This window comes from Roseivirga sp. UBA838 (assembly GCF_002296035.1).
Lineage (GTDB): Bacteria > Bacteroidota > Bacteroidia > Cytophagales > Cyclobacteriaceae > Roseivirga > Roseivirga thermotolerans.
In genome coordinates this window covers 38,288-59,237 of sequence record NZ_DBHC01000036.1, presented here as the reverse complement: position 1 = coordinate 59,237, position 20,950 = coordinate 38,288, and the positions used below count along the sequence as shown (strand labels likewise).

The window sequence follows — 20,950 nt, the reverse complement described above, 5'->3', positions numbered from 1 at the left end:
GAACCCCTGAGGTTGATGGATATTGTATGCTGTTAATTAATTATCGCTAAAGCTACACCAGCTTTCGGCTTCCATACCAATGGGCGAGCCATCGGGCGGAGAAAGCGCATTTTGAACTTCAAGCTCTTGCGGATTCATAATAAACAGCTCTATCAAATGATTGAGATATCGGTAGTGAGCATTGGAGCTTGCTTCGCTGCCGTTGGCATTGTTGCCTGCAAATTGCTTGATTTTGAGCAAACCATTGAGAGCTTCGGCCCGGGCTTGGGTAGAGGCACTGTTACTTTTGTATAGATCCATCAAAGCAGCCACCATTTGGTTTTGCGTTGCATGGTTAAGCTGCAGATAGTATGGGTTGGCGTAAGTAACGTTAAAAAGAGAAGAAAAGATGGTGTTGATAACATCGGTTAAGCCAATTTGCTCAGGATTCATAGCCTTCTGCTGAGCCAGTCGGGTAGCGCGCTGAGCATTGAAAATGTAACTCATCACAGCTCCGGCAACAGTTTCTCCGGGAGCAACCGGGTCAAAGTCTATTCCCGTACGTCCGTTAAAGGTTTCGCGAGAACGGCCAAAACCGGGAGGTCGGGGAGGAATGATTTTCAGAATATGTTCCGGGAAGGCCAACTGGGTCGGGCTCACTACCCGCAAAAGTGCATTGAGGGCAGCCTCTTGCTCTTCTTTCGATACGGTTGAAGGCAGGGGCTGGGAGTCTCCACGGAGTTTGTAGTTATAATACGTGCCTCCCAAAACTTTCACAGCACCCTCCAGTTGGTATCGGTGGAGCATGTACATGGGCACAAGCACCTCTTCTAAAGTGGCCAATGGGGCTCCAACAGGAATGTTTTTTTCAGAGAAGTTTTTAAGTACATGGTTTCTAACCTCTAACAAACGGTTGAGTTCTTCTACAGAGCTTTTGCCATTATCCCACAGGTGAGAACTTGGATGGCTGCTACCAATGGGGCGTGAATCAAAATCAGTAATAAACTGAAGGCCTTTTTTGAATTGATCTTCAATTAGCTGATCCAGCGCCTTGTCTTCATCTACATTGTCTGGAAAGTCCTGATAGCCCCAGGTTACCGCTGCTTTGTCCCATTCGCCAATACCTGCATCGTAGGCATTTTTAAGCGAAATCTGCCCTTTCTGCAATTCAATGAGTGGGTGTGGATAGTCCATAACCGAAGCACGGCCATTGGTGCTGGAAATATAGTTGTGCATTAAGCCTATGGTATGGCCTACTTCATGGGCTGAAAGTTGGCGAAGTCTTGCCAGGGCCATTTCCAGTAGTCGTGGGTCAGGAGTAGTGCCGTTTTCGTAGGGGGTTAAAAGTCCCTGTGCAATCAGAAAATCCTGCCTCACCCGTAGCGAACCAAGACTTACATGGCCCTTAATAATTTCGCCTGTTCGGGGATCAGTTACCGAGGAACCATACGACCAACCTCTGGTAGAGCGGTGCACCCATTGAATTACATTGTAGCGTACATCCAGCGGATCGGCTCCTTCAGGCATTTCTTCAACGATAAAGGCATTTTTATAGCCGGCAGCTTCAAAAGCCTGGTTCCACCATCGGGCACCTTCAATTAAAGCCGACTTGATAGGCTCTGGTGCGCCACGGTCTACATAATAGCGAATAGGCTCTACCGGCTCGCTTACTTTGGCCTTTGGATTTTTCTTAGCCAATCGATGCCTTCGGGTAAACTGCTTGACAATGTTTTCCTGAATGGGGGTGGCGTAATCCATGTATCGGATGGTGCCATAGCCCGAACGGGGGTCTGCCTTACGCGGCTTATAGCCATTGTCTGGTAGCTCTATAAAAGAGTGGTGCATGCGCACTGTTACAGCGTCTGAAGACGGAGTTACACTTCTAAGATAGCCTCCTGCGCCACTTCCGGTAAAAGTAATAGTGGCTTCAAACTCAGAGTTTTTTGGGAAATTTTTGAGCATGGGTGGGTATATGGCCGACCGGCTTGCATCGGGTCTGAAGTTGCCTTGTCTGGATCGGCTAAGCGTATTGGCTACCCCATGGGCATCGGAGAGCAACAAGGGAGTAAGGTCTACCAAAACACTACCCTCCGATTCGGCCGCCACCGTGAAACCGTGAAGTACTGATTCGGCAAAGGCCTCTTTTACCGCCCTCACTTCATCGGCATTTTCTGAAATGGCCCGGTATGAATAATTAGGCTGTACCATAAGAATTTTTGGGCCAACCCGCCTAAACTCTACTATTTGTGTACCACCAAGCTGCCCTCTGTCCAGGCCAATGTCGTTAGAGCCTACTCCGGCAGCTAAGGAGTTTACGTAGAGAAATTCCGTGTCCAGTTTGTCTATTTCCAGCCAAACCTTTCCGTTCTTTTCGTCCCAGTAATAGGTAAAAAATCCTTCTTTCTTTTCTGTGCCTTGAGTGGCCTCTTCTATACTTTTCTGGGCCTTTACTGCCTGCCAGCCTATCATAAGGACCAGAATGAGAAAAAATCGTTTATTCATGAAGCTTTAGTTTTATCTGAATGATTCCCATCAATATAAGAAGTCTTTGCTAAGACGACCAGACAATTATATTTGTGGGGCTTCATAATTAAACCATCAGAACATGTCAACCATACGAATCAGATTAACAGTACTTTTTAGTGTACTGGTGTCCATTGCCTGGGCACAGAAAAAACCACTTACCCACGATGTTTATGATGACTGGAAAGGTATACAGTCGGTGAGCATCAGCAACGATGGCAATTGGGCCGGGTGGCGAATTGCTCCACAAGTGGGCGATGCACAACTTGAATTGCGCAACCTGAATAATTCAAATAGCATTGTCATCGACAGGGTTTCCAGGTATGCTTTTTCTAACAATAGCCAGTTTGTGGTGGGAGAAATTAAGCCTGCCTACGAGGAGGAAAGAACACTGAAACTAAAGAAAACTCCTTCGAGCAAAATGCCAAAGGACTCTTTGTTTATTGTTTCCTTGAGCAACGGAGAAATCAAAAAATTTGCAAGGGTAAAGAATTATCAGCTTCCGCGCGAATCGAGCGAGTGGGTGGCCTGGCAATATGAAAAGCCTTTGCCTGAGAAAAAGAAAGTAGAAAAGAAGGAAGAGCCGAATAACGAGGAAGAAGGCGCTAAAAACAAGAGGAAGAAAAAGAACAAAAAGAAGCAGCCGGAACCAAAAGAAACTCCAGAACCCGAAGAAGTTGAAGATCCAAGGGCCAAGTCTAAGGGCACAGAGTTGGTGCTTTTTAATATGCGCACCGGAGAAATGAAGAGCTTTGAAGGGGTGATGGAGTACGATTTCTCTGAAAAGGGCAATCTGCTGGTTTATGAGTTCGATGAAATAGATTCGCTGAATCCATCAGGCCTTTATGCTTACAATACACAGACCGGAGAAACGGTTACGCTAAGTACCGGAATGACCGATTATAAAAAAGTGGCCATTCATGAAGACGGCAATATGCTGGCCTTCTTTGCCACGGCAAGCGATAAAAAGGATGAAGAAAAGTTTTGGAGCATTATGGGCTGGAAGGCCGGAGACTCACAGGCTCAAATATGGATAGATTCTACCAACCGAGGTATACCGGAAGGCTGGATGGTTGGAGACAATAGCAGCATTCGATTCTCCGAGTCGGGCCAGCGCATGTACTTTGGTACGGCTCCCAAGCCCATGAAGTATGCATACGAAAGCGATACCACTATACTCAAAGAGGAGCGTCCTGAGGTGGACGTGTGGTCTTACAACGATCCATACATTCAGCCTATGCAAAAATTGCAGGCCGGCAGGGAACGCAACAGAACCTATGAGGCCGTTTTTCATATAAACAACAGGCGTTTGGTTCAATTGGAAGGAACCGACCTTGAATCTGTTTATGTAGATACAGACAACGACAGAAGTTTTTATCTGGCCATGGACGACCAGCGGTTCAGAACGCAGTATACCTGGGATACTCAATTGCCCAGAGACTACTATAAGGTAGATGCGCTCACCGGTCGGGTAGAGTTGTTGCTGGAAAGCACCGTTGGTTATGCATCACTATCGCCCGGAGGAAAGTACTTGTCATGGTTCAATCAGGAGGATGGTAATTATTATACCATGAATGTGACCTCAGGAAAAATAACCAACCTTACAGCCGATATGGAAGTGTCTTTTGCCGATGAACTTCACGACAGCCCTTCATTGGCCGGTAGCTATGGTAGCCCGGGTTGGTCAGAAGGTGATGAGGCGTTCTATCTGTACGATCGCTATGATATTTGGAAATTCGATCCGGAGAACCGCTCAGCTGCACAGAATATAACTCAAGGGCATGGAAGAGCCAATCAATTGGTGTACCGTTATCAGCGAATGGACCGTGAGGAAGAATATGTGAATACTTCCGGCAAAGCTGTTGTAAGTGTCTTTAATGAGTGGACCAAAGCCTCAGGTTATGCCTATGCTTCAATGGCCAGTGCGGGAGTTCCGGAGGTAATTGTAATGAAAGACATGAGCGTGTTTGGTTTAGAAAAAGCTGAAGATGCCGAAAGAGTATTGGTGCGTATGTCTACCTACGAGGAGTATCCTGAGGTGTATATGGCCAATTCGTTGCAAATGGATGGTTTGACCAAGCTAACGGATATGGACGCTCAAGAAGACCCTTACAAGTGGGGTACCGCAGAGTTAGTGGAGTTTGAGTCGGGCTTTGATGGTGAAGTAATGCAGGCCATTCTTTACAAACCCGAAAACTTCGACCCTAATAAGAAGTATCCTATGATTGTATACTTCTACGAAAGAAGGTCTAACTCATTGCATAGCCACCCAAGTCCTGCGCCAAGTGCCAGCACGGTGAATATTCCTTACTTTGTAAGTAATGACTACCTGGTATTGGTGCCAGATATTAAATACGAAATCGGACATCCGGGCAAAAGTGCTATGGACCATGTGGTGCCGGCCACCAAGGCGGTTATGGCCAAAGGTTTTGTAGACGAAAAGCGAATGGCCATTCAGGGACAAAGCTGGGGAGGCTATCAGGTGGCCTACATTGTGACCAAGACCGATATGTATGCGGCTGCAGGAGCCGGGGCTCCCGTGTCTAACATGACCTCTGCCTACGGTGGTGTACGTTGGGGGTCGGGTATGAGCCGAATGTTCCAGTATGAGAAAACGCAGTCTCGAATAGGAGGTACACTTTGGGATAAATTCGATCTCTATGTAGAAAACTCACCTTTGTTCGGTGTGCCCAATATTAATACCCCATTGTTTATTATGCACAACGATGCCGATGGTGCAGTGCCATGGTATCAGGGTATTGAGTTCTACATGGCTTTGAGAAGGCTACAAAAACCCAGCTGGATGGTGGTGTACAATGATGAAGCCCATAACCTGAGAGAGCGTAAGAACAGAAAAGACCTTTCTGTGCGTATGGGACAATTCTTTGATCATTACCTGAAAGATGCTCCAATGCCGGAATGGATGGCCTATGGTCTACCGGCTACACTAAAAGGTCGAACTCTCAGATATGAGCTTGTGGACGAACAGACAGAAGAAAAAATAAACGAAGGAGCCAGCCTTAAACTGGAAAAGGGTAAGGGACAAAACTAGATACTCTCACCTGATAGATACAGGGCATTCCCGAAGGCATGGAAAACCAAGGTCTTCGGGAATGTTTGTTTTTGGTCAATTCTTAGTTTCAAGTGTTTTTGAGAGTGAGTTTGAATGGCGTTGGAAAAGAGGGCTAAGTCTTACTGACCCTAAATGACTATAATTTGATGTTGATTGAGAAGCCTCGGGAGTTGCGTAAGTTCAAATTGAGCACCCTTTAGGGTGTTTTTATTGGGGTCTATGTCTAGCCCCGAAGCTTCCTGAAAATTGGCGTTTTGCAGGTTACATCCCACAAATACAGCCCCTTGTAAATTGGCCTTGTTAAAATTGGTGCCCGTTAGGTTTGCCTCGGCAAAATCACAATCAAGACAACTACATTCAACAAAAGAACTTTCTTTTAGCTGAAGGTTGTAAAAGCTGGAAAAATCGAGTTTACAGCGCTGAAAATGCATGGAGAGTAGAAAAGGATTACATTGGCTAAACCGGAGTCCCATGAGTTTGCAGGAGTCGAAACGAACCGATTTTAAACCTGTATCAACTAGTTCTATACCCGAAAGGTCGCAGTCGGTAAATTCACACTCCAAGAAGCTAAAACCGGATAGGTTGCTCTTGGAAAAATCGGCTCCCTTAAATGTGCAGTATTCAAACTGCATGCCCTGCTTTAGCCAGTTGTCCAGGTTTTTACCCGTAATGGTTTCGTCCTCTATAACTTTCATTCCTGTTCTTTAGGGCAATTTAGTTAAAACTTAAAAGGGCAGTGGGTTTGTCCGGTGCTTTGTGAGAGAGGCGGATTCTTATTGATGAAATCTATAGAAATACAAAATTTACTTTTGTATTAGGTGAATTATTGAATGGATTGTGTGGTAGGATGTATTAGGTGTAATCAAAGATTCGGAAATATGCAATTTGGTCTTGTGCCTGGCGAAAAGCTACTAAAAATAGCTCAATTAATCTTTTTTATCTCATCTCACATTTAGTGAGCGGATCGGTTCTTAACTGATTAGTGCTCAGTGGATAATGTATTTTCATCAAAAATAGCTGATTGCTTCTTATTGATAACGTCAATAAGAAATTCAAAAAACCAATCTGCCGGATAGGCTTTAATTCATTGTTGAAGGTTACCTTCGCAGCATTATTTAACAGAACATACATTTCACTATAAAACTAAAATGCAATATGAGCTACGTAGGTAGAAAATTTCCAAACATTACCGTAGACGCCATGAACGAAATGGGCGATACTTTTAAGTTGAACGTGCTGGAAGAAGCCAGAAAAAACAACAAAAAAGTAGTGCTTTTCTGGTACCCTAAAGACTTCACTTTTGTATGTCCTACTGAGCTTCACGCTTTTCAGGAAGCTTTACCTGAGTTCGAAAAGAGAAACACTATTGTAATTGGTGCTTCTTGCGATACGGCCGAGGTGCACTTTGCCTGGTTGAATACATCGAAAGACAACGGAGGTATAGAAGGCGTAACCTACAGCCTGATTGCCGATAGCAATAGAAACCTGGCCAGAACACTGGATATTCTTGATATCACTGGTGTGAGCTATGACGAAGAAACAGGAGTAGAGTTGTTAGAGGGCGACAATGTGACCTACAGAGCTACTTACCTGATTGATGAAGAAGGTACTGTATTCCACGAAGGGGTTAACCATATGCCCGTAGGTAGAAATGTGAAAGAATACTTGAGACTTATTGATGCTTACGCCCACGTGCAACAGCATGGTGAGGTTTGTCCGGCCAACTGGGAAGAAGGAAAACAGGCTATGACAGCCAACAGAGAAGGGGTTACTTCTTATCTAAGCAACAATTGAAAAAAGATTGAACGATGGTCGTTGAATTGAGTGAAGATAACCTTCAGGAAGTTCTCAACGAGAACTCAAAGGTGTTCGTTCAGTTTTCTGCCTCTTGGTGTGGAAACTGCCGAATTATGAAGCCAAAGTTTAAGAAGCTGGCTTCAGAACGAGAAGATGCCCGATTTGTGATCGTTGATGCGGAGAAATTCCCTGAGTCAAGGAAACTGGCCAACGTGAACAATCTGCCAACTTTTGCTGCCTATGAAGGTGGTAAGCTGGTAAATCAGGTGCAAACCAATAAGTTCGAATCGCTAAAAGCACTTGTCGATGAGGTTGCCGCTAATTAAGCATATTACAGAATTCATTGAGCAAAACGATCAGGACTTTGTTTTGGAGGCTATAGAAACACTCGAAAACCTTACCGAGTGTGAAAACCTTAAAGATGAAGAACTGGACGTGATAGGGGAGCTTATTTCGAACCTCTATGGCGCCATAGAGGTAAATGAGTCCATCCGAAAAGGGAAACCTAAGAAAGAAGCCCTCAATGAATTTATGAAACGTGTTACCGGGTCAATCGATCGGTAGCCCTTAAAAAGTAGAGTGGAACCCCGGCCAATGGTCGGGGTTTTTTTATTTCTATTACCTACTATTCTGCCGGCCGGATTGTTCACAAGGCTTTGGCAGGATAAACCATCCAAAACCTAATCAAAAAAAAAGCTACCCACTCTTAAAGAATTGGTAGCTTCAATACTTTAAACAACAAAGGCTAAGCCAGTAACTAATTGGCCTCTTGACTAATTTTTGCTCTTTCTTGTTCTACCCAGGTTTTGAGCATTTCCAGGCGTTCTTCCGTTATTTTCGCATCGCTGTGCAGCCAAAGGTAGCCGGGGAGAGGCATATGGCCCTCTTCTACCTCTTCTACCATTTCTTCCAGTTTATGATCTCTTCTTCTGGCAGAATAGGTGGCCCATTCAGAAAAATTTAGCTCTTCACGACCGTGCTCTATATGCTCGGCAATAGACCAGCTAAAGGGAGCAATGCTGGCATACCAGGGGTATCGTGGCTGGTTGCTATGGCAATCGTAGCAGGCCGACTTTAGAAAATCGGTCATTTGAGCATTCACCTGAAGGGTTTCTATAAGGTCGTTGTCAGTAACCGGTTCATTTATTCTCTCCGGTCGGTTTATAAACTGGATGACCACCAGGCCAACGACCAACACGAGCAGAATATATTTGAGTATTTTCTTCATAGGGTTGAATTTTGGCACAAGTTATTAATTATCGTTTGTTTGGTGAAGATGTTTATGACTATGCCAATAAAAAAGCCCGGTGACCAACCGGGCTTTTTGCTAAAGTCGCGAATTTTAGCGGTTTGATTTGCTTGATGTTCCGACCGCTCCTTTTAATGGAGCGGGGGGCGATGGAACCGCTTCTATTACAGTTGGGAAGAAGTCTACATCTTGCACAGACCATAAGTGACTGCTGCCGGATAGGCTGGTTTGCATTTTAGTGACATCGATTTCGTTTTTCACCTGATCCAACGACTTCTGCCCTTTGGCATAGGCATCTATTGTGCTCTTGGGTATAACCATGCGTATGCTTCTGGGAATATTAGCATTTCGGTAAGCTGAGCCAAGGTCTACATTGATAATGACACTTTCGTTGCTGCCAAGGCTTCTTAGGGTTCTGCCATACTGAATTACATTTTCTTTAAGCATGTTTTCAAAATCGGGATAGGCTTCTTCAACAGCCTTCATGGCTTCTTCAATTTCCTTTTGCTTGTCTTCGGAGTTTTTAGATACAACTCGTGTGCCGCTGCCAATTGTCTGGCTAAGAATCGCCACGTTGCCGGAAACACTGGTGCTTAACTGAATGTTGAACATAAGTCCGAAACCATCAAAGTATGTCCAGTTAGTTCGGCCTCTTCTTCTAAACTTTCCGTCCATGCTGCTTTGAAGCAAGTCATCAAGAATACCTGCCAGAATTTTTGCATCGGTCATTTCTTTTTCAACATCTTCATTAACTTTTACTTCAATGGCATTCATGGCCTGTTCCAGGCTCAGTTTGCCTGAAGTGAAATCACTCAGCGTTTTTTGAGATATGCTGCTTTGCATTCTCTTTTTCTGGGTGGTAGGCCTTGCATAGGAGATACGGTTGGCCGAAGTATTTACCTTCTCTTCCGTGATGATGTCTGTATAGTCCAGATTGAGCATTATTTTTTCCCCTGGCTTTAATTCGGTGAGCAAACTCCCATAGTTGGCCAAAAACTCCTTCGATAGTTTTCGGAGTCGGTCTGCATTCTGTTTGTTCATTTCTTCGGCCGAAAGTTCATCAGCTTTTTCGCCACCATCGTCTTCGGTTTTTCCTCTCAATACATCCAAAAAGACACGGCCATAGAAAGAGTTGCCCATAGAGAAAATAACTCCGCTACCAGGAATGTACATGCCTTTGGCACTGCGCGAAGAATAGAAGGAGTTTTCACTATCGCTAAATAAGTCGCCCAATACGTTTTGAAGAATCACAATGTCTTTTTCCATTTTGGGTAGTTTGGAAAGGTCTTGTGTTTGGTGGCTGTAGCCGCTAACAGTAGCCTGTGCAACGTCTACAAACTGCTGGGCCATTGCCGGACTGGCAATAAAGAGAGCCAGCAGAGCTACTAAGATGTTTCGTGTTGTCTTTTTCATAATTCAGATATTTATTTTTTAGCTGTTTTTATTCTGTTTTCGATTTGCTCAACAGAGAGCTTGTTACTTTCAATGTTCAATACATCGGCCTGTGCTATTGAAAAACTGATTTGATAGGTTCTTTCGGGTTGTTTTGGGCTTGTGGCCGGGTCTTCCTCTTGGTTAATTACAGGGTCGTGAATGTCGAAGTGAAAGATTATAGATTCGTTGGCCTTTACTCCGGGCAGGTAATTACTAAACTGATGCAGGAAGTGGGCCAGACTGCTCTTGAGCCTTTGCTGTTGTAAAGCCACAATCTCGTTGTCGTAGAACGTATCCATTAAGTCCGTATCTAGTTCTCGGCTCCAATTCATACGGCCATCAAGAAATATGCGTGCATTTGGGGCTTCAATAAAGATAGTTGCTCCCTGACCTTCGGTATAGCTACTTTCCGTTTTTTGAATTCGGTTGAGCAGTGGAGCACCTTCCCATTTTTTTAGAAAATTCTCCAGTGTTACCCGGCTAATTTCCAGATCCCTTTCTACCGGACTGAACTTTCCGTTTTTCATTTGTGCCTGGCTGGTGTTTATGGTTAGAAACACCAGTGCAAAGGCAGTGAGTAGATAATTTGAGTTTTTGACCATTTTATTTGTTGTTAGATAAGTTGGCAGCTACCGCATTCACACGTTCTGTTAAGTCAATGATAGCTTCTTCCATATCAATTTGCCTATTAACAGTGGCGTCTTCCAGAGCGCTAAAGGCTGCCTGAATGTTTCTTAAATCTTCGATGCGCTGTGTTTCTAAATTGTTTGAGAAGTTCAGCACTATTTGATGAAGAATTTCGCGATAATCTTCACCTACCTTTTCGGAAAATACAGTCAGCTCATTGAGCAGTGCTTCTCTTTCTCTGTTAAATGCTTCTTTCAGAAAGGTGTCATCATTCAGGCTGGCTTGTAATGCGCTGAATTTGCGATTGATACTATCGTTGCGGTTGCGCAAGCTGGTGTTCATGTAGTCCAAAACCATTAGCCTGTCCTGGTAAATGAGGTCGGTTACCTCTTCTTCAGACATACCATACTGGGCAGGCCCAAAGGCCATCCGCCATCCGTTATTCGTTTTCTCTACTCTAAAGTTACTCAACCAGGCAAAGGCACAAACCAGGAGCAGAGTGGCCGCAACGGCCACGTACTTGCGCCAATACAGCCATTCTTCGTTTTTCGATGGCGTAATAAAGGCCATTGGCTGAGGCATTTCTTCATCTTCTAACTCACTGAACAACAAGCTGGTTTCTTGCATTTCTTCCAGCTTTGCTCGCTCCTCCGAATGCTCCTTCAGGTAGGCCTCTATGGCCTGTTTTTCTTCTTCGGGAAGCTCATCGTATAAGTAATCGATAAGCATTTCCCTGGTCGGTTTATAATTCATAGTGTACCGTTTCTTTCGTAATGTTCCACTCCTCCAGTAGCTTTCTAAGGCTACCGAGTGCATAATAAAGCCTAGACTTTACGGTGTTTTCAGAGATATCCATCACCTCTGCTATTTCTCTTATTTTCAGCCCCTCGTACTCTTTCATTATCACCACCATACGTTGCTCCTCGGGTAAAGTAGCCAATGCTTTGGTGAGCACATTTTTGAGTTCTTTGTTGCCGAAGGCTTTTTCCGGGTTATCCGATTTAGAGTCGGAAAAAGTATCGGCAATGGTGCGCTGATCGTCTTTGGTTTGCACTTTTAAAAAGGGGAAAACCCATTTTCTGTTTTGCCTACGAATTTCTTCGTGGCAATAATTAGAGGCAATGCGGTAAATCCATGGCTTAAAACTCGATTCGTCTTTAAGGCTGCCAAGATTTTTGCTCATGGAAATAAACGTTTTCTGAGTTACCTCCATGGCTTGGTCATAATCGCCAAAGTATTTGAAGGCGAAGTTGTATATACGCTTTTGCCACTGTTTAACCAGCTGATTAAGTGCTATTACATCGCCTTGTTGGGCTGCCTTTACTAAGAAGTTGGTTTGTGGCATTAGGTTGAATTCCCGCATTGCTTTGTGCTTCCTGTTCTACGATGAACAGCGAGAGAAAATAGTTTGAAGAAAGTTAAACATATTTCTTCGTGCACCGGTAAAGCGGTAGGGTTGCTACTGAAGGGCCAGTTAATGAAACACAAAAAGAGGTATCTCAAAAGCCTTAAAATTCGTCATCTCAACTTGTCTATCTATAGGCAAGTTTAGGGTGACGCTGACCTAGCTTTTGAGAACACCTCCGCTTTTGGGCATGCTGCCAAAGGTAGTCAATAGTCAATTTTATTGAGGGTACCTTTAAGCCGCGTTGCTACAACCACTTGATCTAACTGATGTTTATTGAAGTCTTTTTTTAAGGAAACAGCGCGAATGTCTTGAGCCTCGGTACTTATTTCTGTAAGATGGAAGAGATTGAGTACCGATTTTTCGTAGCTCTTAAATTGAGCCAGAATACTGTTGGGCATGCCTTGCTGGTCTACATAGCGTATTACAAATGTGAGGTCATTCACACGGCTAAAGCTTTCAGTTTGCATTTCCTTGTTATTCAGCAAAAGTTTCCAACCCTCATCATCTTGGGAAAACTCATAGTACTGAAAACTCTCAATTGGATAGTCTTGTCGAATACCGCTCCATTTACCCTCGATTCCTGTCAATTCAATTTCTGGAGATTTGCCAAAAAGTCCTGGTCTGTTGGTTTGATGGTACAGACCTGAGCATCCGTAAAAATTGAGTGCAAAAAGGAGAATACAGAAAAGTTTGAGGAGCGATGAACACTTCATGGACCAAAATGGTACAATCATCGCGCCTCAGAGAACTTCCGTTGATATTCAGATACTTATAAATGTTGTTCGTCACAAATTCATCCCAATATGGGACAGAGGCTCCCGATTTGGGTAAAAAATAACCTTGCTACATAAAAATGCGTCAATTAAATAGTATCTTGCGTGCTTGCAAAATCAAGACTTGAAAAGAGTGTCTAAGTGCTTGATTTTCACCTTTCGCCCCGAAGCTCAAAATGATTAAACCGGACTTTCCACACAACGAAAGAGAGAGGCAAAAAGCCTTAGAAGAGTATGAGATATTAGATACCCTTCCGGAGAGAGATTTTGACGATATCACACAGATTGCTTCGGTTATATGCAACACACCAATTGCTCTCATTAGCTTAATAGATAAAGACCGTCAGTGGTTCAAATCGAGAGTGGGATTAGAAGCACCGCAAACTTCTCGGGACGTAAGTTTTTGTGCCCATGCCATACACGACCCGGAGCATATTTTTGAGATTACCGATGCCCGAAAAGATGAGCGCTTCCATGATAATCCATTAGTTACTGAAGATCCGAGGATAGTTTTTTATGCCGGATCACCTTTGGTTTCGCCCGAAGGGCATTTGTTGGGAACCCTATGTGTAATTGACAGGGTAAGCAAAAAACTCTCTGAAGAACAAAAAAAATCACTTGCAGCACTTTCGCGTCAGGTAGTAAGTCAATTGGAGCTCAGAAAGAAGAATAAGGTTTTAGAGAAAGCCCGTAGACAGTACCAAACCCTTATTGAAAATGTAGATGACTTTGTGTTTGAGGCTAACGCCAAGGGCATGTTTACCTATTGCAACCCTTTAATGTCTGAAGAAATGGGCTTTAGCAGCGAAGAGTTGCTAACCATGCACTACACTGATCTGGTGCATCCGGATGACAGGCACAGAGTAAAAGAGTTTTATCGGGAGCAGATAGCCAATGGGGCAGACGATTGTTACATAGAGTTTAGGGTACTGATAAAAAGCAATCCGGAGGTTGAGCTAATTGTTGGGCAAAAGTCCAAGCTCATCTATGAGGAAGGTGAACTGGTAAAAGTAACGGCCATTTCGAGAAACATAACCCGCGAGGTGCAGCTTCAGCGAAAGTTCGATGAAAATGCTGAACTCTATAAGCTCATCTCAGAATCGGCCCAGGATTTGGTATGTATGCACAACCTCAAGGGAGAATATACTTACGTTTCTCCTTCGGTAGTCGATAACCTCGGCTATACACCCGAAGAAATACTCGGTACTTCTCCTTACGACCTCATGCATCCGGAAGATATTGAACGGGCCCAAAAAGAAGCGCATCAACCCCTTTTAGAGGGAGAGAAGGAAAACTACTTTGAGTACAGACTGCGGCATAAAGATGGCCGATACCTTTGGTTCGAGTCTATCTCCACGGCCATAGAAGATGAAGAAGGTAAGGTAGTGTCTTTGAGATCTTCTACCCGCAACATACAGATCCGTAAGGAGCAAGAGGCCATTATTAACAATCAACGGTCGCGGTTAGAGTCGTTTGTTTTGGCTACGCCCGCTCCGGTGGCCATGTTCGATACTGAAATGAAGTATCTGGCCTATAGTAGCCAATGGCTTAAAACTTATGGTTTGGAGGGCAGGGATATTATTGGGGTGAGCCATTATGAAATATTCCCTGAAATTGGAGATGACTGGAAAAAAATTCATAGCGAATGCCTTCAGGGTAAAACCCATAGGAAAGATGAAGACCGGTTTGAGCGGGAAGATGGCTCCATACAGTGGATTAAGTGGGAGGTGCGGCCATGGTACAATAGAAAAGGAGATATAGGTGGAGTGATAATGCTCACCGATGATGTTACCAAAATAAAGGAACAGGAAATTGAATTGAGAGAGGCCAAGGAAAAAGCGGAGATAGCTTCGCAGGCCAAAGCCAATTTCCTTTCTGTAATGTCGCATGAAATTCGCACACCGCTCAATGCGGTTATTGGCATGTCTCATTTGCTCATGCAAGAAGATCCAAGAGAAGATCAATTGCACGGCCTGAAGCTCATTCGCTTTTCCGGTGAAAACCTGCTCAGCCTTGTGAACGATATACTTGATTATAATAAAATAGAAGCAGGAAAAATAGATTTGGAAAATATAGAATTCAGCCTCGAAGAGCTGGTAAATAACATTAAACACACGCATGCCTACAAAGCAGATGAAAAGTCTATCATGCTGAAGCTGCTTTACGATAAGGACATCCCGAGTTCTATCATTGGTGACCCCTCGCGTTTATCTCAGGTTTTGAATAACCTTCTAAGTAATGCCATTAAGTTTACTAGAGAAGGAAGTGTTCGGATTAAGGTAGAAGAGTTGAGCCGAACCAAAGATGAAATAGAGCTGCAATTCGAAATTAGAGATACGGGTATTGGCATATCAGAAGAAAACCTGGCCAAAATCTTCGACAGGTTTGTTCAGGCCGAATCATATATAACCAGAAGTTTTGGCGGAACCGGGCTAGGACTTTCAATTACTAAACGGTTGGTAGAAATAATGGGAGGGGAGATAAAAGTGAAGAGTAAAGTAAACGAAGGTTCTACCTTCTCATTTGTATTAAAAGTGCCATACAAAGAACAAAGCGAAAACCAGGTAGACTTGGGAGGTAACTATGAATCTCAAAAAGATATCAATAGCCTCAATATTCATGTGTTGTTGGTAGAAGACAACCAGGCCAATCAATTTGTGGCCACTAAGTTTTTAGAAAAGTGGGGGGTGAAAGTGAGCCTTGCGCAAAATGGAAATGAAGCCATTGATCTTATCAAGTCGAAAGCCTTCGATTTGGTGTTGATGGATTTGCAAATGCCGCAGAAAGATGGTCTGACGGCCAGCAAAGAAATTAGACAAATGGAAGAGGAGTATTTTCAGAAAGTGCCTATTCTGGCTCTCACTGCTTCTTCCGATGCCGGTACCATGAACAGAATCAGGGAGTTTGGTATGAACGATATTGTGGTAAAACCATTTATGCCTTCTGAGCTCCATAAAAAAATTATAGCCAGTATAAAAGGTAGTGCCAGTGCGGTAGAGCCTGTTGCCAGCGAAAAAGTCTCTCGTCAGGTAAACGTAAGTTTGGACAGTATAAAGGCATCGCTTAAGTCATATTCTGTAAGTGATGAGCGTTTTACCAATAGCCTTTTGGGTAGCTTCATCCTCAATCTGGAAGAATTTGTGCAGCAGTTTCCCGGCTACATTAAGAACAAAGACGAGTCTTCGGCCAACTTTATACTGCACAAAATGAGAACCACCTTCCGCATGTGTGGCCAAAACGATCTTACCGAGCGAATAGAGCAATGCATTCAGTCTATGGCCCATGAAGAAGAGCGTCCAATGGTTCCATCCATAATAGAGGATTGTGAGCGCTTGGCCCAACTTCTGCGCGAATACAGGGGGCAAGACTGATTTTTTCGGAGTCTGTTTTTTTTCTGGAGTGGGTCAATGCACTTTCTTATAATAGCCCCAAAGGCCGGAATCTGTTGCCCATTTGCTTGCCCATTTCAGTCATTTTTATGAACCAGTTTCTCTTTGACTAATACTGATCTATATCAGTTTTTTTCACCACTATAAGTCATTTTCTGAGTTGACGCACATCAGCCGCTGAGCCATTAGCTCAGGGTAACTTTGAGTTATTCAAAGAGGAGGTCATGATGAGCAGATTTATCTACGTTTTTTGTGCACTACTGGCTGCTTGGCTAATGCAAAGCACTGCCCTGTGGGCCCAGGAAAAACGCTTTGTTTTACAAGCCCGGCCGCAGTTTAAAGTACTCGGTACTTCTACGTTACATGACTGGCACATGGAAACTTCGGTGGCTGAAGGATTTCTGGAGTGCCTTGCCAATGAAGGGGAATATCCTACGATAAAAGAGGCTAGGGTAACGCTTAAGGCCAAAGACTTGAAGAGTGGAAAGAAGGGGCTGGATAAAAACGCCTATAAGGCTCTTTATGCCGAAAAGTACCCAATCATAGAGTTTAGGCTCCAAAATCTTTCTATCGATGAAACAGGCAGAGGCAAAGCACTGGGTACACTGTTTCTGGCTGGCACCAGCCGGGAGGTATCATTCACTGTAGAGCTGCAATACATCGAGGGAATAGTAGAAGTTACAGGCCGCACGGCCTTCCGTCTTACGGATTTCAACATAGAACCGCCCACAGCACTCATGGGCACCATAAAAACAGGTGATGATGTCACCATTGAATTCAACACAACTTTCAAAACTCTATAACCATGAAAAATCTGAGGTTTACTTTTCTCATTCTATTTCTGTTCTCCGGTGTAGTGGCGCTGGCCCAAACCGATGAGCGAAAGCTATTGCAATACTATAGAATACCCGGTAAGCAAGGAGTTAACGTCTTTGAAACCTCAAAAAAAGACACCGTGAAATTCCAGGGGTTCCATGTGCGTGTAGGGGGAGACTTTGCCCTTCAGTTTCAGGGGCTTAGTCATGAAAACTCCATAATTGGAGACCCATTGGTAGATCTGGGCTCCAATTTCAATTTGCCCACAGCCAATTTAAACATAGATGCACAGTTGGCCGATGGGCTTCGCATGCATTTGCGTACTTACCTCTCATCGAGACACCACACAGAGGCTTATGTAAAGGGAGGCTATCTGCAATTCGACAGGTTAGATTTTATTCAGGAGGGATTACTTTCCGGTCTAATGGATATAGCTACTATTAGAGTGGGTATGGACCAGATAAACTATGGCGATGCACAGTTTAGACGTTCTGACAACGCTATGGCCATATATAATCCCTTTGTGGGCAATTACATCATGGATGCTTTTACCACCGAGCCTTTTGTGGAGCTTACTCTCATGCCTTCTGACTGGATTTTTGTGGTGGGCCTTACCAATGGACGACTCAACCAAAGCCCACTAAAAGGCGATGACGGATTTGTGTTTTTTAGTAAGGTAGGATGGGACAAGCAAGTGAATGATGACTTACGCCTACGGTTAACCGGCTCTTTGTATAGCAGTTCTGACAAAGGAACCAGAGACTACCTCTATGGCGGAGACCGGGCAGGAGGACGCTACTACGGAACGTTGGCTACCGTAGCCAATGGCGGTTCCGATTTTGATCCCCGTTATAACCCACGGTTTGCTTACCAAACAGCCATACAAATCAATCCGTTTATAAAAATTAGTGGCTTTGAATTTTTTGGGTTGATGGAGTTTGTTTCTAATGGCAACGATGCTGTAGGAGGAGATTTTACCCAATTGGGTTTGGAGGGCTTGTACCGCTTTGGTAATGCAGAGCAGTGGTATTTTGGTGGTCGGTACAACACTGTGTCTGGCGAAACCACCAGTGCCGGATCAACCCGTGAAATTAGCCGGGTCAATATTGGCGGAGGGTGGTTCATGACCAACAATGTTTTGGTTAAGTTGGAATATATGAATCAGGAGTATAGTGGAGCCGGTTTTGCCAATAGTCGATTCCAGGACGGACAGTTCAATGGTATAGTGTTGGAGGCGGTTATTGGCTTCTAAAACCAAGCGTTCTCAATGACCATGAGACTATTGGTCTTAGCATTAGTGTGGGTTTCCCCGTTGTCCGTCAGTGCTCAAGATAGCCTGTTGATAACCGGGAAATCCATTACCATTCAGGGGCAAACTTCGCTCGGTAAATTTGCCTGCACATACTCAGAAATACACCAGCCTAAAGCCGCTTTTATAAGAAATGGCGCCAACCCAATTCCTGTACTTTTTTTAGAATTGCCGATTGAAGATTTTGACTGCGGAAATAAAATACTCAATAAAGATTTCCGTGAAACCCTTAGAGCAGCAGAACATCCGAGTATTGGAATCAGTGTAGACAATTTTCGAAAAATAGAAAACTATTATCTGAGCACAGTAAGCTTGACTTTGGGCGGAAAAGTGTCTGAGCTTTTAGAATTGCGTTTTATTAAGATCGATAAGCATGGAAATACTTATTTAAAATCTGAGTTTAAGCTTAGTACAAGCAGTTTTGAACTTAGCCCTCCTAAAAAACTTTTCGGACTCATTAAATTGAGAGAGACTCTTGAGGTGAGCATTTGCCTTTACTACTAAAATTTTAATTATTCTGGTAATGATTAGGTGAAACACCTATAAGATTCTCGCATTCTATCGCTCTCTTTGTAATTCACCTCTTCCGCATTCAGCCATTCAGACTTTTTAGGGTTTATTAATTTTCAGGGTTATGTTAAAAAGCGTGGTTTATACTAGCTCGGCTAATACCGCGATAAATGAGGAAGTATTAAAAAGCATTTTAAAAGAAAGTGTTCGATACAACAATTCAAGACAAATCTCCGGATTGCTCATTTATCATGATGGTACTTTTCTTCAGGTAATTGAGGGCGATAAAAAGGAGGTTGAAGGATTGTTCAAAAGGATATGTAAAGACGTTCGTCATCGCAATGTGACTATTCTTTTTGAAGAAGATATTGAAGAGCGTGAGTTTGGCGCTTGGGCCATGGCCTTCAAAGAGGTACATGACGAAGATCTTTGCCAGTTGGAAGATTATGTAAAACTAGACGATCTCCATTTTGGTGAGGTGATAAAAGAAGGCGGAGCCAAAAGTATATTGAAAGCTTTTTACGAGATGAATATTTCCAGTGGAGCTCAACACATGTTTTAGTTACCTTCCACTCTTCGGTTCAACATATGGTAACGGGCACCTTTTCTGAGCAGGTGAAACCGCTCTTGCCCGTTGGCGTTTTTCACAAATCGGCCTTCCTTCTGATTCCAATGTGTGCCGTCATACACCAATACATAGCTTTGGCCCAGCACTTCAAACGTATTGCCATGAACCCATATAGCCGTATTTTCATCAATAGAAAGCCCCAGTAAATCAGGGTATTGTTTCAGAATTTCAAACATGTCGAACTGTCGGTTTCTGGCCAACGTATGCTGATCGATGGCTACGTTTTCAATAAAGGCAAAGCCTTTTTCATGGTCACCCATCATTATAGTATTGGTTTTGCTATCTCCTCGGGCAAGGTAGGAGCCTTGTATGGTAGCTCCAGCCGATGAACCGGCTATGACGCCTCCGCGGTCGAGCAGTGCATGCAGTTTACCTTCTACCTTAGTGCCAAGGTAAGCATCGGCCAGCCTCCATTGCCGTCCTCCCGGAAAGTATACCCCGGTTGCCTTATCTAACACGGCTGCAAAGTCTTCGGTATCGGCTATTTTAGGGTCGGTGGTGTGGAGTATACTCACCTTGCCTACACCTCTGCGTTGCCATTGGGCGGTAATTCTCTCTTTAGCCGCTTGGTCTACATCATAGCCTCCTGCGGTTGGAATAACCACTATATGAGCTTTTGAGCCACCGGCCAGTGCAATAAACTTATTATATACGGAGGTATCGGCAAGGGCTCCTCCGGCAATAATCAGGTGGCCTTTTTCAGGCCCGGTGGTTTGGCCAACTAAATGCAGGCAAGCACTAAGGGCTAACACATAGAGCAGAGTGCGCCTCATTTCTTCAACAATTTCTTAACGTCCTTTTCAATCAGGTCTACCCATTGGCTATACATTTTTCCGGAAGGGTGGAGGTTATCCGGTGCAACCAGTTCCTTGTCTTTGTCGGCTTTTCTGGAAATAGGAGTAATGTTGAAATACTTTACTCCGTATTTCTTGCATATCTGTTGAGATACTTCGTTGTAGGCATCCAACTCCCGTGCAATTTGCTCAGCTTTGGCAGCCCCAAAAGGTGTTTTGCCATAATCGGGGATAGAAAGAACGAAAACGCGCTTTTTCTTACCTCCAGCCAGCTCAATAGCCATTTGTAGTAGTTCTTCAAACTCAGGAGCAAAGCTTTCTACACTGCGGCCCTGGTATTGATTGTTTACCCCAATTAGCAACGAAACCATGTCGTATTGAGGTAAAAGCTCAGCGTCTTTTTCAATAGCCGCTTTCAGTTCATCGGTTCTCCAGCCTGTGGTGGCAATTATTTTTGGTGGGGCAAGGGTAAATCCGTTCTCATTAAGGCGTTTTGTCAATTGTACCGGCCAGCGTTGGTTTTCATCTACACTTTCTCCAATAGTGTAAGAGTCGCCAAGGGCCAAATAGTGGAGTTGAGATTCTTGATTCTTCATGGGGGTAAACGTTGAGCCAGTGACCATAAATAAGGCTATAATACA

19 protein-coding genes are annotated in these 20,950 nt (G+C 43.9%); 9 read left to right on the top strand and 10 right to left on the bottom strand.

What is annotated here, in order from left to right; all coding sequences use genetic code 11:
• Positions 1 to 36: 36 nt before the first annotated feature.
• Entirely contained in the window at positions 37 to 2,481 is a 2,445-nt protein-coding gene (locus tag B3O12_RS13095) for a zinc-dependent metalloprotease (protein ID WP_286756599.1), read from the bottom strand.
• A 103-nt stretch (positions 2,482 to 2,584) separates the two neighbouring features.
• Between B3O12_RS13095 and B3O12_RS13090 the strand changes: the two genes are divergently transcribed.
• Entirely contained in the window at positions 2,585 to 5,554 is a 2,970-nt protein-coding gene (locus B3O12_RS13090; RefSeq protein WP_286756598.1) for a S9 family peptidase, read from the top strand.
• 149 nt (positions 5,555 to 5,703) lie between these two features.
• Here B3O12_RS13090 and B3O12_RS13085 read toward each other — a convergent pair whose 3' ends face one another.
• On the bottom strand, positions 5,704 to 6,270 hold the full coding sequence (locus tag B3O12_RS13085; protein WP_286756597.1) for a pentapeptide repeat-containing protein: 567 nt from the start codon (positions 6,268 to 6,270) through the stop codon (positions 5,704 to 5,706).
• 460 nt (positions 6,271 to 6,730) lie between these two features.
• On the opposite strand from B3O12_RS13085, the gene B3O12_RS13080 reads away from it, so the two are divergent.
• The 3 genes from B3O12_RS13080 to B3O12_RS13070 are packed head-to-tail and all read left to right on the top strand — an operon-like array spanning position 6,731 to position 7,936.
• The gene (locus B3O12_RS13080; RefSeq protein ID WP_189630860.1) at positions 6,731 to 7,369 is read left to right on the top strand and encodes a peroxiredoxin; all 639 of its coding nucleotides are present in this window, start codon (positions 6,731 to 6,733) and stop codon (positions 7,367 to 7,369) included.
• A gap of 14 nt (positions 7,370 to 7,383) precedes the next feature.
• Positions 7,384 to 7,698, top strand: coding sequence for a thioredoxin family protein (locus B3O12_RS13075; protein WP_189630861.1), 315 nt, complete (start codon positions 7,384 to 7,386; stop codon positions 7,696 to 7,698).
• Complete coding sequence (locus B3O12_RS13070; protein WP_189630862.1) at positions 7,679 to 7,936, top strand: DUF6952 family protein; 258 nt, start codon at positions 7,679 to 7,681, stop codon at positions 7,934 to 7,936. The genes B3O12_RS13075 and B3O12_RS13070 overlap by 20 nt, the downstream gene beginning before the upstream one ends.
• 193 nt (positions 7,937 to 8,129) lie before the next feature.
• Here the strand turns inward: B3O12_RS13070 and B3O12_RS13065 are convergent, their stop codons facing one another.
• From B3O12_RS13065 to B3O12_RS13040, 6 genes are all read right to left on the bottom strand, one after another.
• Complete coding sequence (locus B3O12_RS13065; RefSeq protein ID WP_189630865.1) at positions 8,130 to 8,600, bottom strand: heme-binding domain-containing protein; 471 nt, start codon at positions 8,598 to 8,600, stop codon at positions 8,130 to 8,132.
• 114 nt (positions 8,601 to 8,714) lie between these two features.
• The gene (locus tag B3O12_RS13060) at positions 8,715 to 10,034 is read right to left on the bottom strand and encodes a hypothetical protein (protein ID WP_286756596.1); all 1,320 of its coding nucleotides are present in this window, start codon (positions 10,032 to 10,034) and stop codon (positions 8,715 to 8,717) included.
• 11 nt (positions 10,035 to 10,045) lie between these two features.
• Entirely contained in the window at positions 10,046 to 10,657 is a 612-nt protein-coding gene (locus tag B3O12_RS13055; RefSeq protein WP_286756595.1) for a hypothetical protein, read from the bottom strand.
• 1 nt (position 10,658) lies between these two features.
• Positions 10,659 to 11,435: an anti-sigma factor family protein gene (locus B3O12_RS13050; RefSeq protein ID WP_286756593.1), complete on the bottom strand. Its 777-nt coding sequence runs from the start codon at positions 11,433 to 11,435 to the stop codon at positions 10,659 to 10,661.
• Positions 11,425 to 12,045 carry an RNA polymerase sigma factor gene (locus B3O12_RS13045; protein WP_286748122.1) on the bottom strand — a complete coding sequence of 207 codons (621 nt, stop codon included), beginning with the start codon at positions 12,043 to 12,045 and terminating at the stop codon, positions 11,425 to 11,427. The genes B3O12_RS13050 and B3O12_RS13045 overlap by 11 nt, the downstream gene beginning before the upstream one ends.
• Positions 12,046 to 12,293: 248 nt before the next feature.
• Complete coding sequence (locus B3O12_RS13040; protein ID WP_229838696.1) at positions 12,294 to 12,803, bottom strand: hypothetical protein; 510 nt, start codon at positions 12,801 to 12,803, stop codon at positions 12,294 to 12,296.
• 236 nt (positions 12,804 to 13,039) lie between these two features.
• Between B3O12_RS13040 and B3O12_RS13035 the strand changes: the two genes are divergently transcribed.
• The 5 genes from B3O12_RS13035 (at position 13,040) to B3O12_RS13015 (ending at position 19,449) form a co-directional block, all read left to right on the top strand.
• Entirely contained in the window at positions 13,040 to 16,234 is a 3,195-nt protein-coding gene (locus B3O12_RS13035) for a PAS domain S-box protein (RefSeq protein WP_286756592.1), read from the top strand.
• Between the two features lie 242 nt (positions 16,235 to 16,476).
• Entirely contained in the window at positions 16,477 to 17,055 is a 579-nt protein-coding gene (locus B3O12_RS13030) for a YceI family protein (protein ID WP_286756591.1), read from the top strand.
• A 2-nt stretch (positions 17,056 to 17,057) separates the two neighbouring features.
• Entirely contained in the window at positions 17,058 to 18,320 is a 1,263-nt protein-coding gene (locus B3O12_RS13025) for a hypothetical protein (protein ID WP_286756590.1), read from the top strand.
• A gap of 15 nt (positions 18,321 to 18,335) precedes the next feature.
• Positions 18,336 to 18,881: a hypothetical protein gene (locus B3O12_RS13020; protein WP_286748127.1), complete on the top strand. Its 546-nt coding sequence runs from the start codon at positions 18,336 to 18,338 to the stop codon at positions 18,879 to 18,881.
• Between the two features lie 130 nt (positions 18,882 to 19,011).
• Positions 19,012 to 19,449, top strand: a complete 438-nt coding sequence (locus tag B3O12_RS13015; RefSeq protein ID WP_189630874.1) for a BLUF domain-containing protein — start codon at positions 19,012 to 19,014, stop codon at positions 19,447 to 19,449.
• On the opposite strand, the gene B3O12_RS13010 is transcribed toward B3O12_RS13015, so the two are convergent.
• Positions 19,446 to 20,288: a cyanophycinase gene (locus tag B3O12_RS13010; protein ID WP_286756589.1), complete on the bottom strand. Its 843-nt coding sequence runs from the start codon at positions 20,286 to 20,288 to the stop codon at positions 19,446 to 19,448. The two genes, B3O12_RS13015 and B3O12_RS13010, sit on opposite strands and share 4 nt — an antisense overlap.
• Complete coding sequence (locus B3O12_RS13005; RefSeq protein ID WP_286748129.1) at positions 20,285 to 20,905, bottom strand: SGNH/GDSL hydrolase family protein; 621 nt, start codon at positions 20,903 to 20,905, stop codon at positions 20,285 to 20,287. Before B3O12_RS13005 ends, B3O12_RS13010 begins: the two co-directional genes overlap by 4 nt.
• Positions 20,906 to 20,950 lie beyond the last annotated feature (45 nt).